Below are 12,313 nucleotides of genomic sequence, written 5' to 3'. Positions count from 1 at the left end.
TAAGTAAATTCACCCTTACCGCCTAACACCGAAACGCGTTAACGCGCTTGCCGCGCCGCCATATAGCGCGCCAACATCTCAAGCCCCTCGATAATGTCCGAGGTTGAGCGCGCGTAAGAGAACCGCAACCACTGCTTGCCCCGGACCGGGTCAAAATCGAGCCCCGGCGTCACCGCCACACCGGCATTGTCCAAGATTTCCTCGGCCAGTTTCAGACTGTCATCCGTCAGATCCGAGACATCGGCATAAATGTAGAAAGCCCCATCCGGCGGCGCGATTTTTGTGAAACCGGCCTTCGGCAGGCCTTCCAGCATCAGCCGGCGGTTCTCGGCGTAAGCTTTGCGGTTTTCCTCCAGCTCATCGGTGCAGTCCAAGGCCGCCAAAGCCGCCACTTGGCTGGCATGCGGCGGGCAGATGAACATATTTTGCGCCAGGCGCTCGACCCGGCGGACCTGATCTTCCGGCACCACCATCCAGCCAATCCGCCAGCCGGTCATCGAGAAATATTTCGAGAAGGAGTTGATCACCCAAGCCTGATCGGTGACCTCCAACGCCGAGACAGCGCGCTCGCCATAATGCAGCCCGTGGTAAATCTCGTCCGAAACCAGCGGGATCCCCTTCTCAGCAGTCCAATTCGCAAGCTTGGTCAAAGCACTATGGTCCAGCATCGTGCCCGAGGGATTGCCGGGGCTGGCCACGATCAGGCCTGCGACATCAAGCCCCTCAAGATCCTCAACCACCGGCTGGAGACGGTTCTCAAGGCTCGCTGGCACGCCCACCGGGGTCAGCGACAAAGCCCGCAGGATCTGGCGGTAGCTCGGGTAGCCCGGCTCGCCCAAAGCCACCTTATCGCCCGCCTCAAACAAGGCGGTGAAAGCCAGAAGGAAAGCGCCCGACGAGCCCGTGGTGACGATCACCCGCGACGGATCAATGCTGACGCCATACCAGCGCTGATAAAGGGCGGCGATTCCGGCGCGCAACTCGGGGATACCAAGCGCCACCGTATAGCCCAAGGGCTGATTAAGCCCCGCTTTGACGGCCTCAACCGCGCCTTGCGGCGCGCCGGTGCCGGGCTGGCCCACCTCCATATGGATGATGCGGCGGCCCGAGGCCTCGGCCGCGCGGGCGCGCTCCATCACATCCATCACAATGAAGGGATCAACGTCGCCGCGCCGGTTGGGCTGACTTGCACTTGTCATCACATGCCTCATAGAGTTTTGCCGATCCCTGCCCGGTCACGGGCCTTGGGTCAAGCCTGACCCGATGTTCCAGCGCTTGGCCCGCCCTCGGGCACGCAGTATAGCTGGGCCGACCCAGATCCGCCTTGGGCCCCATCGGCCCGCCCCAAGATAGGAAGTTCCATGCGCTTTACCCTTGCCCTTCTTGCCGCGCTGACCACCTCGACCGCCTATGCCGGGGGCCTGGGCGAGATGACCGACGCCGAGCGCAGCGCCTTTCGTGAAGAGGTGAAGGCCTATCTGATGGAGCATCCCGAGGTGATCGTTGAGGCGATGACCGAGTTGCAGGCCCGCGAAGAGCTGGCCTCGGCTGACCGCGATGTACAGATGCTGGCGGCGAACCAAGACGCTATTTTCAACAGCCCCGGCGATTGGGTGGGCGGCAATCCCGACGGCGATATCACCGTGGTCGAGTTCATGGATTATCGCTGTGGCTATTGCCGCAAGGCCTATCAAGAGGTGGAAGATCTGGTCAGCGCGGACGGCAATATCCGTTTCGTGCTGAAGGAATTCCCGATCTTGGGCGAGGAATCGCTGTATTCGGCGCAATTCGCCCTCGCCGTGCGGGCGCTTTACGGCGATGACGCTTACAAAGCGGCGCATGATGCTTTGGTCACTCTGCGCGGCCCTTCGACGCCCGAGACGCTGGGCCGTCTGGCCACCGATCTGGGCCATGATCCGGCGGCAGTGACGGAGAAAATGAGCTCGCCCGAGGTTGAGGCGGTGATCATGTCCAACCACGCTTTGGCCAACGCGCTTGAGATCAACGGCACGCCGACCTTCGTAATCAATGGCACGATGCTGCGCGGCTATGTGCCCTTGGACGGCATGCGTCAGATCGTGGCGGGCGAGCGCGAAGAGGGCTAAGCCTATAGGTTACACATGAAAAAAGGGCGGGAGTGAAAACCCCTGCCCTTTTCTTTTGCCTGAGCGCCCGGATTACTCGGCCGCCTGCGCCTCTTCCGCGGCGATCTTGGCGGCGCGCGCTTCGACCAGCTCGACGATATGGTCGATCATCCGGTCATTGGTCATCGTGTGGTCCTGCTTGCCGGCCATATAGACCATGCCCTTGCCAGCCCCGCCGCCGGTAAAGCCGATATCGGTCATCAAAGCCTCACCCGGGCCGTTGACCACGCAGCCAATAATCGAAAGGCTCATCGGCGTTTTGATGTGTTCAAGCCGCTCTTCCAGCTTTTCGACGGTCTTGATCACGTCAAAGCCTTGCCGCGCGCAGCTGGGGCAAGAGATGATCTGTACACCACGCGTGCGTAGGCCAAGTGATTTCAGGATCTCATAGCCGACTTTGACCTCGGCCACCGGATCGGCGGAGAGCGAGACGCGGATGGTGTCGCCAATGCCGAACCAAAGCAAAGACCCCAGCCCGATCGCGGATTTCACCGTGCCCGAGGTCAGGCCCCCGGCTTCAGTGATGCCCAGATGGATCGGCGCATCGGTCGCGGCGGCCAACTGCTGATAGGCAGCGGCCGAGAGGAACACATCCGAGGCTTTCACCGAGATTTTGAACTCGTGAAAATCGTTGTCTTGCAAGAGTTTGATATGGTCGAGGCCGGATTCCACCATCGCATCGGGGCAAGGCTCGCCGTATTTCTCAAGCAAATGCCGCTCCAAAGAACCGGCATTCACCCCGATACGGATCGAGCAGCCATGGTCTTTCGCCGCCCGCACCACCTCGGCCACGCGCTTGGCGTCACCGATATTGCCGGGGTTGATGCGCAGGCAAGCCGCCCCTGCCTCCGCCGCCTCAATCGCGCGTTTGTAGTGGAAGTGGATATCCGCCACGATCGGCACCGGGCTTTCGCGGCAAATCTCGCGCAGGGCTTGGGTGCTGGCCTCATCCGGGGTCGAGACCCGGACAATATCGGCCCCGGCATCGGCTGCGCGGATCACCTGCGCCAGCGTCGCGCGCGCGTCCGAGCTATCGGTGTTGGTCATGGTCTGCACAGTGATCGGCGCATCGCCGCCCACCGGGACTTTGCCCACCATGATCTGGCGGCTCTTGCGCCGCTCAATATTGCGCCAGGGACGGATCGGATTCAGCGACATCACAAAGCCTCAAGCCATTCGCGCGGACCATAGGCGGAAGTGCTGGCAAGGACAACTGCCGCGCCCGCAGATGGTCGGGTCAATCGGGTGCGTCAGACGGGCGGCAGACCCTGGGGTGGGTCCGCGCCAGACGGTCTTATTCGACCGCCACCGTGCCCGTCGCCGAGGCATCTGCGGTCATCACCTTGGCCAAAGCGTCATCGGCCTGCGGATCGGCCAAAGCATAGCTTTGCGTCAGCGACTCTGCGGTCAGCGCGATGTTTTTGGCCACATTGGCGCCCGGAGCCGCCGGACCGAAGGTCTGACCGTTCACCACGAAATAAACCGAGCCCGAATTGCCCGCGCGCAGGATCGCGGCCTCTTCCATGGCGGGGACGGCGTAACGCTCGCCCGCATCCAAGGTTTTCTCAAACAAAACAGTGCCATCGGCGGCCGAGACCCGCACCCAAGCTGGGCGCACGGCCAAAAGCTCAACCCTCGGACGGGCGTCAGCCACGACTTGCACCGTCTCGGTCAAGGCCGGGTCATTGGCAGCGAGTGTGGCGGCTTCTACGCTTTGCGCGGCCGTGATGCCGGGGTTGATCGCCGCAATCGGGCCATCGCGCGACACCAGCACTGGCACATCCAACGCCTGCTGGCGGTAAAGCCGGCCCGCACCTTCCGCCGAGGCCAAAGCCCCTGCATGATCCACCGCTTGCGAGGGATCGGTGACCACGGCTTGCGCCGGCATGGTCACACCTTGCAGCGGGTCGATCTGGGCAACCACGGCAGGCGCCTCATCCACGGGGGCAAGCTGCACACGCTGCACCTCACGCAGGACCGACCAGCCGCCGTAACCAATGGCGCCAATCAGCACCACCAAAACCGCGACCGAGCCCAAAGCCCCCGGCTCAACCCGGCTGAAAAGGCTTTCGCCGCGCGGGATGAAGCTGGCATTGGGATTGGCCAAAGGATCGGCAAATTCCACCCGCGCCCGCGCTTGGCTCAGCCGCGCCGGAGCCGCCGAGGCCGAAAGCCCATGCGCGACAGTGAAATTGGCCTCCCGGCAGAACCGGGCGAAAGCTTGATCGGGGTCCATACCCAGATAACGCGCGTAAGAGCGCACGAAGCCAGCCACGAAACCGGGCGTCTCAAAAGCCGAGATATCGGCATTTTCGATGGCCGCGATATAGGTGGCTTTGATCTTCAGCTCGCGCTGCACATCCAGCAAGGATTTGCCCAAGGTTGCGCGCTCGCCCCGCATAAGGTCGCCGAGCCGCAAGTCGAAATCGTCAAAGCCTTTTGGCTTCTCTTCTTCCGCTGCCTGAGGTTTAGACCTCCAGCCGATCATGAGCACTCTGTCCCCTTGAACCCGCCGCGTTACACGAGTCGGTTAACCCGACTCATCGCGTATCGTATTGCGGGAACCCTAGCATAGGGCAAGTGCCTTTGCACATGCAGGATATGGCCTTAGGCAGAGAGCTCGGCACGATTTAGCGCACATTGCTGCCAGAGCGAATCCATCGCCTTCACCAGCCGGTCGATCTCGCCCGCATCATGCACCGGGCTGGGCGTGAAGCGCAGCCGCTCGGTGCCGCGCGGCACGGTGGGGAAGTTGATCGGCTGCACATAGATGCCAAATTGATCCAGCAGCATATCGCTGAGCATCTTGCAATGGATGGGGTTGCCAACATGCACAGGCACAATATGCGTGCCTTCGTCCATGATCGGCAGACCGGAAGCGCGCAGCCGCATCTTCAGCATTTTCGCCATGGCCTGCTGCTGATCGCGCAACTCTTGGCCTTCCGCCGTCTTCAAAAACTTAACCGAAGCCGCAGCGCCTGCCGCAACTGCCGGGGGCAAGGAGGTGGTGAAGATGAACCCCGGCGCGTAGCTGCGCACCGCGTCGACCATCTTCGCGCTTGCAGCAATATAGCCGCCGAAAACGCCATAAGCCTTGGCCAAAGTGGCGTTGATCATGTCGATGCGGTGCATCTGATTGTCACGCTCGGCCACGCCAGCGCCGCGGGCACCATACATGCCCACGGCATGGACCTCATCGATATAGGTCAGCGCGCCAAACTCATCGGCCAGATCGCAGATCTGCGAGATCGGCGCGACATCGCCGTCCATCGAATAGATCGATTCAAAGGCGATCAGCTTCGGTGCCGCCGGATCATCCGCCGCCAGCAAAGCCCGCAGATGCGCCAGATCATTATGCTTGAAGATCCGCTTCTCGCCGCCGCCGCGCCGCACGCCTTCGATCATCGAGGCATGGTTCAACTGGTCGGAATAGATGATCAGGCCGGGGAAGATGGTGCGCAACGTCGACAGGGTCGCATCATTGGCAATATAGGCCGAGGAGAAGACCAAAGCCGCCTCTTTGCCGTGCAGATCGGCCAACTCGGCCTCAAGCCGTTTGTGATAAACCGTGGTGCCCGAGATATTGCGCGTGCCGCCCGAGCCTGCGCCGGTGGCATCCAGAGCCTCATGCATCGCCTCTAGCACCACCGGATGCTGGCCCATGCCCAGATAGTCATTGCCGCACCAGACGGTGATGTCTTTTTGCGTGCCATCGGGTTTGGTCCAAACCGCATGCGGGAAATGGCCCTTTTGGCGCTCGATGTCGATGAAGGTGCGATAGCGCCCCTCGTCATGCAGCTTTTGCAGCGCATGGGTCAGTTGGGCATCGTAATCCATCGTCATCTCCTGGCTCTCGCTTGGGAAGGTCCCTAGCGCAGCTTGGGGCTTCCGACCTTGACATGCATCAAAGGCGGATTGCGGAAAAGGGGGCGAATTGTCACCCCCTTTTATAGGTTAACTTTACGTAACTTTAGCTTGCCTTGACTTCAAGCACCAGCACGCAAGGCGCTTTTGACTTTGCTGCCGCCTGACAGGCTGCCCGCGCCGCGGTTGACGCCTCTTCAGCACTGGCAAAGCCCGCCAAAGCCGATGCCGATTTCGCAGGCTGGCCCTCGCGGATAAAGCCCTCATCTGGGTTCACCGCCATTGCGGCGTAGCCTTTGGCGACACTGCCGCCCGGCGCGATGAAGACTTGCAAGGCTTGCTCATTGGACAAAACCAAGCGCAAAGTTGCCTGCTCTTCGGCGGTCAGGAACGGCTGCGCATGCAGCTTCACTTCTGCCTTGCCCAAAGTCGCGGTCTCAATGGCTGCCTCTTGCGCCGAAGCGGCGCCGCCAAAGACAGTGGTTGCGGCCAGACAAGCCAACACGGCACTTGTAAAAATTCTCATCTCACACCTCCGCAAAACAGCTATTCCCCTAGCGCATCCTTGCAGCACTTTACAGCCCCCCGCACCCTGTTACCCTGTCCCGTGACTTGACATTACGGAGAGCAAGATGTCCCTCGACGCCACTTTGGACCGCATTGACGCCAGCCTGCCACAGGCTTTGGACCGTCTGATGGACCTGCTGCGCATCCCCTCAATCTCGACCGATCCGGCCTATAAGGCCGATTGCACCCGTGCCGCCGAATGGCTGGTGGCCGAGCTGGAATCCTTGGGCTTTGAAGCCCGCGTCGCCCCCACGCCCGGCCATCCGATGGTGGTGGCGCATGGTGGCGAAGGCGAAAAGCACATCCTTTTCTACGGCCATTATGACGTGCAACCCGTTGATCCGTTGGAGCTTTGGGACCGCGACCCCTTTGATCCGGCCTTGGAGGATTCACCCCGTGGCAAGGTGATCCGCGCCCGCGGTGCCTCCGACGACAAAGGCCAGCTGATGACCTTCATCGAGGCTTGCCGCGCTTGGAAAGAGGTGCATGGCACCCTGCCCGGCCGCATCACCATCTTCCTTGAGGGTGAAGAAGAATCCGGCTCGCCCTCACTGATCCCGTTCATGGTTGAGAACCGCGAAGAGCTGACCGCGGATCTCGCGCTGATCTGTGACACCGGGCTTTACGGCGACAAGACCCCGGCGATCTCGACCATGCTGCGCGGGCTTGCCAAGGCGGAATTCACCATCCACGCCGCGACGCGCGACCTGCATTCGGGCATGTATGGTGGCATTGCGCAGAACCCTTTGCATATCATGGCGCGGATTCTTGCCGGTCTGCATGATGCCGAGGGCCATGTGCAGGTGCCGGGCTTCTACGACGATGTGGCCGAGTTGCCCGACACCCTCCGCCAGCAATGGCAGGCTTTGGCCTTTGACCACGCCGCCTATTTGGACGCCGTGGGCCTGTCGGTCCCGGCGGGTGAGCAAGACCGCACGCCTTTGGAGCGGATCTGGTCGCGCCCGACGGCCGAGGTCAACGGCATGTGGGGCGGTTATAATGGCGCGGGCTTCAAGACCGTGCTTCCGGCCGAAGCCCATGCCAAGGTCTCGTTCCGGCTCGTCTCCAAGCAAGATCCGGTCAAGGTGCTGACCGCCTTCCGCGCTTGGCTTGAAGCACAACTGCCTGCCGATTGCTCGGTCACTTGGCATGACGGGGTTGAGGGATCGCCCGCTTCCGTGATGGACATCTCCGACCCGGCGTTTGAGGCCGCGCGTCAGGCGCTTTCGGACGAATGGGGCGTTCCGGCGGCCTTTGTGGCCGAGGGCGGCTCGATCCCGATCGCGGGCTATTTCAAGACCGTGCTCGGGATGGATGCGATGCTGATTGGCTTTAGCCAAGACGATGACCAGATCCACTCGCCGAATGAGAAATACGATCTGGCCTCGTTCCACAAAGGCATCCGTTCTTGGGCGCGGGTGCTGGCGCGGATCGCGTGACCATCGGGGCGGGCACTGCGGTGTCCGCCCTTTTTCTTTCAACCCTTTGAACAGCCATAAAAATGACCCTGACGATTCGTGATGCCATTTTGGAAGATGAACAAGCTTGGCGGCGGCTTTGGGCGGGTTACCTTGATTATTATGAGGTGAGCTTGACCCCCGAGGTCACCGACAACACTTGGCGCAACCTGATGGCCCCACAGGCGCCGCTCAAGGCCCGCATGGCGGTGATGGGTGACGTGGCGGTGGGCTTTGCGATGAACCTGCACCACCCCTCGTCTTGGGTCATTGGGGAGGATTGCTACCTTGAGGATCTTTTCGTCGATCCTGCGCATCGCGGCGCCGGCATTGGCCGCGCTTTGATCGATGATCTTGTAGCGCTGGCCCGCGCCAAGGGCTGGCATCGGCTTTACTGGCACACCCGCCACGACAATGCCCGCGCCCGTCAGCTTTACGATCAATATGTGAAAACGGATGACCACATCCGCTACCGCCTGCCGTTGCAAGGCTAAGTCCTTACGGTAAGGGCCACAAACCAAAACGGCGGCATTGCTGCCGCCGTTTTAGGTTTCACCCTCTTGCGAGAGGAAAGTGGCGCGGTGGACGGGGCTCGAACCCGCGACCCCCGGCGTGACAGGCCGGTACTCTAACCAACTGAGCTACCACCGCGCTATGAGGGTGAGATAGAGTTTGTGGCGGGGAGCGTCAAGCACGAAAATGCACCAAAATGACAGAAGCATGAAAAGAATCTCAAAGATGAAGATTCACGCGTAACGCGTTGATCGGAAATGAAGAAAGCCCCGTTTCCCATGACAGGAAACGGGGCTTTCTTCATGCCTTCCGAAGAAGACGGTGGCGCGGTGGACGGGGCTCGAACCCGCGACCCCCGGCGTGACAGGCCGGTACTCTAACCAACTGAGCTACCACCGCGCGAACCGTAGGGGGCTGATACTGAACCGCTTCGGCCGCGTCAATGGCCCCTTGCCAGAAATTTTCAAAAAATCAAAAATTTCCGGCAAGTTCAGTGTATTGGCGGGCGGATCGCAGGGTGATCGCCCAATCCAGCCCTATAGGACGCCCCGAGTTAACGTTCCGGCGCGGGGGTGAACTCTTCATTATCGCCCGGCGGCAGGCTGAAGCGGCCATGCGCCCAATCGCCAGCCCGCCACGCTTCACGCGCGGCATCGATCTTGTCGCGCGACGAGGCCACGAAGTTCCACCAGATGAAGCGCGGCCCGCCCATCGTGGCACCGCCAAGCGCCATAACCCGCGCGCCTTGCGCCCCGGCTTTGATGGAAACCCGATCGCCCGGCCGGAACACCAACATCCGCCCTGCATCAAACGTCTGACCGCCAGACGAGACTTCGCCCTCCAGCACATAGATGCCGCGATCCTCGTGATCGTCGGGCAAGGGCAAGGAAGCGCCGGGTTGCAGCACCGCATCGGCGTAGAACACCTCGGAGGGCATCTCCAGCGGCACGGTCTCGCCCCAAGCATGGCCCAGAATCAGCCGGACCTGCTTGCCCTCGCCCTCCAACTCGGGGAGCTTGGCTTTCTCAATATGAATAAAGCCCGCCGGATCTTCTTCGCGTGCCTCGGGCAATGCGAGCCAAGTCTGCAACCCGAACATCGACAATGGCTTTTGGCGCGCCTCACCATCGGTGCGTTCAGAGTGGGTGATGCCCTGCCCCGCCATCATCCAGTTCACCGCCCCCGGCTCAATCCATTGATCGGTGCCAAGGCTGTCACGGTGATGCAAGGCACCCCGCATCAGGTAGGTTACGGTTCCCAAACCGATATGCGGGTGCGGGCGCACGTCGATGCCCTCGCCGGTCAAGAATTCAGCCGGACCCATTTGGTCAAAGAAAATGAAGGGGCCCACCATCTGACGCTGCGCCGAGGGCAAAGCACGGCGCACCTCAAAGCCGCCCAAGTCTCGGGCACGCGGTACAATGACCGTCTCAATGCTGTCCACTTGATCGCCGATCGGGATTGAGGGGTCGAGGATGGGGTTCCAGCTCATAACGGTCTCCTTTGCTGATCAAAGGATAGGCATTCTGGCGGCCGAATCCATCCCGAAGCGGCGCGACCCATTTGTGCGCTGACGAACGCATGCGCCACACTCGGCAAAGTTCAGTGCGAATTGGGAGAGGATGGTGGGTGGTGAGGGACTCGACCCGCCGACATCTTCGGTGTAAACGAAGCGCCTCGAGCGCAAGATATTGTAAGTGTGTGAAAGGAACGCTTTTTATCAGAGGGTAAAGAGCGGGTTTCGCCATCCGTTCCAGTTCACGCCAGTTCAGTGAACTGAGGAGCGCTTCGTTAGGCGCCTGAACTGGTACGCGAACCCCACCCTAAACGCAAAAAACACCCCCCGCTTTCGCGAGGGGTAGAGCAATCCCGGGTGCGAGATCAGAGCAGCTTAGATCAACTGAGGAGGTTTCCCCTGCCCCGACCAGTATTCGGCTTTGATCAGCATTGCAGCCTCATCAAGGACGAACGCCACATGTGCGGGGTCAGTCTCGCGGGCATCCATCATGATGCCGCTGATGAAGGTAAGCTTCGCAACACACTCATCAAGATTTTTAGGACGATATTCCCAGATATGCTCCTCGAGATCGTCCATATTCACCCGATAGACCAAGATCTGCGTTTCGATCTCTTCGACCGCTACGAGATCAATATTGCAGCGGTTCAGAACTGCCCGTCGCGCCGCATTCGGCATGAAAGACGGTACGCTAGCCTTCACGCTCCGCAAAAGCTTTGACACCGTTTTCAACGGGAGTTCAGCGATGCGCAAATCGTTCCGCCTGCGCGCGCCGCCGTCATCTAGTACGATGTCGCCGTCGTGAAGCTCGCCTTCGAGCATTTTGCCAGTATACGACTTTCCGTTCGCCATACGGTTGCGGGACCGATAGAAGGCCCTAGTCAGCTCCTCTTGCTGCTGGATAGCCATATCCATCTCTTGCTCAAGATATGCGTGCCGCTGAACGGCCTCAAAGATATCGAGTGGTGGGGCTAGAAATTTAGACGCATCCACCGGAGTGCTTACCGGCAACATTCTGTTATGCAGCATGGTTTCTCCCTCATGCCCGCCAGACGCGGCGGCTATCGGCAACATTGCCTCATAAGGTTAATCAACCGTAGCGTGTTGTTCAGAATTTGATGTAATTTTGTTAGTTTCAACAAAGGTATTAAGTAACTACTAATCCGGATCTAATTTCATGCTCGATTATTAACGAACCGTGTCGCCAAGAGAACCTTAGCTGAATGCCCTCCCACGCAGATCCACCGATGAAACCGAGATCTGCCGGGGCCGCCCGAGTCGTCCGCACTTTGTGCAGCGAAACCGCCCCATCGCCTCGGGCTTGAGGTTCCACCAATCCGTAACCCAGCGCGCAGGCATGTCCTCAGCCCTCAAGGTCGCGTGGTGGCCGCACCAGCAGGTGACGCGATGATCCAGTTCCAACATGGGGAACGGATAGCGAACTGGAGACGGGACAGGAAGGTGAATTTGCCGTTGGACACCGCAAATTCACCCCATCCCAGCCGGTCGTTAAGCCAATGAACTCGACTTGTTGCTCTAAGTAGTGCAGCATTAACGCACAACAAAGAGAGTGGCGGCGATCAATGCGGTCTTTTTTATCTTGTCTGTGTGTACTCGTGCTGGTTTGCCCGCCACTTTACGCCCAAGGGAAGTCTTTGCCGGCGGGTTACTGCGCGATAGTCATGGCCTCCAAAGAGTCCATGACTAAAGTACACGAATGGATTTGGCACAATCCGGAATTCCCACCTTCGAACGTTTATCAGACCAATAATGAGTATCTAGCAATCACCGCTGGAATTATCGAGATTGAGATGTGGGAAGATCGCATTGCGGGACTGATCGCTGAAGGTAAGGTTCCTGAGGGATCTTTTTGCTCAGCAAAGGGTTTGGTGACCCCGGTGAGTCCCTATGAGTTTATGCCTCCACTCGACCCACTAGAGGCGGGCGAACGCGGGGAAGTTGGTGCATCTGCAGCAGTTCCTTCAATCGGCGAAGCGATGTCGAAATCTCAAACGGATGACGTAGAAGCCGAACGACCTAACGCAATCGCAGCCGCAGACTTGGTTGAGCTTGATGCAGTTCTCCAAGAATCGTTCGGTCGTTGCCATAACAAAGACAATTTTGAGGGCGTCTTAGACTGTTTGGCCACAGCTGGATACCTTTCGGGCCCTTACGGCCCAACAAACTTAGGGTCAGGACCCATTGATTATCCACTCGCGGCGTGATTCAGGCTCCGCGAGGAGACTGACAGA

At 60.0% G+C, this 12,313-nt stretch carries 11 protein-coding genes and 2 tRNA genes; 4 read left to right on the top strand and 9 right to left on the bottom strand.

Annotated elements, in window-relative coordinates; translation table 11 throughout:
• Positions 1-38 precede the first annotated feature (38 nt).
• A complete protein-coding gene (locus Q9295_RS03270) occupies positions 39-1,199 on the bottom strand; it encodes a pyridoxal phosphate-dependent aminotransferase (RefSeq protein ID WP_306679076.1) in 1,161 nt (386 codons plus the stop codon).
• A gap of 162 nt (positions 1,200-1,361) precedes the next feature.
• On the opposite strand from Q9295_RS03270, the gene Q9295_RS03265 reads away from it, so the two are divergent.
• On the top strand, positions 1,362-2,105 hold the full coding sequence (locus Q9295_RS03265) for a DsbA family protein (protein WP_306679075.1): 744 nt from the start codon (positions 1,362-1,364) through the stop codon (positions 2,103-2,105).
• Positions 2,106-2,177: 72 nt separating this feature from the next.
• Here Q9295_RS03265 and ispG read toward each other — a convergent pair whose 3' ends face one another.
• From ispG to Q9295_RS03245, 4 genes are all read right to left on the bottom strand, one after another.
• Positions 2,178-3,302 (bottom strand): flavodoxin-dependent (E)-4-hydroxy-3-methylbut-2-enyl-diphosphate synthase, encoded by a 1,125-nt coding sequence (gene ispG, locus Q9295_RS03260; RefSeq protein ID WP_306679074.1) that lies wholly within the window; start codon positions 3,300-3,302, stop codon positions 2,178-2,180.
• A 136-nt stretch (positions 3,303-3,438) separates the two neighbouring features.
• Positions 3,439-4,632 (bottom strand): helix-turn-helix domain-containing protein, encoded by a 1,194-nt coding sequence (locus Q9295_RS03255; protein ID WP_306679073.1) that lies wholly within the window; start codon positions 4,630-4,632, stop codon positions 3,439-3,441.
• Positions 4,633-4,751: 119 nt separating this feature from the next.
• Complete coding sequence (hemA, locus tag Q9295_RS03250; protein ID WP_306679072.1) at positions 4,752-5,981, bottom strand: 5-aminolevulinate synthase; 1,230 nt, start codon at positions 5,979-5,981, stop codon at positions 4,752-4,754.
• A 133-nt stretch (positions 5,982-6,114) separates the two neighbouring features.
• Positions 6,115-6,534: a hypothetical protein gene (locus tag Q9295_RS03245; RefSeq protein WP_306679071.1), complete on the bottom strand. Its 420-nt coding sequence runs from the start codon at positions 6,532-6,534 to the stop codon at positions 6,115-6,117.
• 106 nt (positions 6,535-6,640) lie between these two features.
• Here Q9295_RS03245 and Q9295_RS03240 point away from each other — a divergent pair, with 106 nt between their 5' ends.
• Together Q9295_RS03240 and Q9295_RS03235 are read left to right on the top strand one after the other, a co-directional pair.
• Positions 6,641-8,014: a dipeptidase gene (locus tag Q9295_RS03240; RefSeq protein ID WP_306679070.1), complete on the top strand. Its 1,374-nt coding sequence runs from the start codon at positions 6,641-6,643 to the stop codon at positions 8,012-8,014.
• A 62-nt stretch (positions 8,015-8,076) separates the two neighbouring features.
• Positions 8,077-8,526: a GNAT family N-acetyltransferase gene (locus tag Q9295_RS03235; RefSeq protein WP_306679069.1), complete on the top strand. Its 450-nt coding sequence runs from the start codon at positions 8,077-8,079 to the stop codon at positions 8,524-8,526.
• 80 nt (positions 8,527-8,606) lie between these two features.
• On the opposite strand, the gene Q9295_RS03230 is transcribed toward Q9295_RS03235, so the two are convergent.
• From Q9295_RS03230 to Q9295_RS03215, 4 genes are all read right to left on the bottom strand, one after another.
• A tRNA-Asp gene (locus Q9295_RS03230) sits at positions 8,607-8,683 on the bottom strand.
• Between the two features lie 184 nt (positions 8,684-8,867).
• Positions 8,868-8,944, bottom strand: a tRNA-Asp gene (locus Q9295_RS03225).
• Positions 8,945-9,098: 154 nt separating this feature from the next.
• Complete coding sequence (locus tag Q9295_RS03220) at positions 9,099-10,037, bottom strand: pirin family protein (protein ID WP_306679068.1); 939 nt, start codon at positions 10,035-10,037, stop codon at positions 9,099-9,101.
• Positions 10,038-10,436: 399 nt separating this feature from the next.
• Positions 10,437-11,132, bottom strand: a complete 696-nt coding sequence (locus tag Q9295_RS03215) for a hypothetical protein (RefSeq protein WP_306679067.1) — start codon at positions 11,130-11,132, stop codon at positions 10,437-10,439.
• 629 nt (positions 11,133-11,761) lie between these two features.
• On the opposite strand from Q9295_RS03215, the gene Q9295_RS03210 reads away from it, so the two are divergent.
• Positions 11,762-12,286 (top strand): hypothetical protein, encoded by a 525-nt coding sequence (locus Q9295_RS03210; RefSeq protein WP_306679066.1) that lies wholly within the window; start codon positions 11,762-11,764, stop codon positions 12,284-12,286.
• The last annotated feature ends 27 nt before the right edge of the window (positions 12,287-12,313 follow it).

Origin of the sequence: Pseudogemmobacter lacusdianii (assembly GCF_030848395.1) — a bacterium.
GTDB lineage: Bacteria > Pseudomonadota > Alphaproteobacteria > Rhodobacterales > Rhodobacteraceae > Pseudogemmobacter > Pseudogemmobacter lacusdianii.
Note: the sequence above shows the minus strand (reverse complement) of the source record. Positions and strands in the feature narration are given on the sequence as shown.

Coding starts and splice junctions, on each gene's coding strand:
- Q9295_RS03220 (WP_306679068.1), bottom strand. CDS start 10,037: ATGAGCTGGAACCCCATCCTCGACCCCTCAATCCCGATCGGCGATCAA.
- Q9295_RS03240 (WP_306679070.1), top strand. CDS start 6,641: ATGTCCCTCGACGCCACTTTGGACCGCATTGACGCCAGCCTGCCACAG.
- Q9295_RS03265 (WP_306679075.1), top strand. CDS start 1,362: ATGCGCTTTACCCTTGCCCTTCTTGCCGCGCTGACCACCTCGACCGCC.
- hemA (WP_306679072.1), bottom strand. CDS start 5,981: ATGGATTACGATGCCCAACTGACCCATGCGCTGCAAAAGCTGCATGAC.
- Q9295_RS03210 (WP_306679066.1), top strand. CDS start 11,762: ATGACTAAAGTACACGAATGGATTTGGCACAATCCGGAATTCCCACCT.
- Q9295_RS03245 (WP_306679071.1), bottom strand. CDS start 6,534: ATGAGAATTTTTACAAGTGCCGTGTTGGCTTGTCTGGCCGCAACCACT.
- ispG (WP_306679074.1), bottom strand. CDS start 3,302: ATGTCGCTGAATCCGATCCGTCCCTGGCGCAATATTGAGCGGCGCAAG.
- Q9295_RS03255 (WP_306679073.1), bottom strand. CDS start 4,632: ATGATCGGCTGGAGGTCTAAACCTCAGGCAGCGGAAGAAGAGAAGCCA.
- Q9295_RS03270 (WP_306679076.1), bottom strand. CDS start 1,199: ATGACAAGTGCAAGTCAGCCCAACCGGCGCGGCGACGTTGATCCCTTC.
- Q9295_RS03235 (WP_306679069.1), top strand. CDS start 8,077: ATGACCCTGACGATTCGTGATGCCATTTTGGAAGATGAACAAGCTTGG.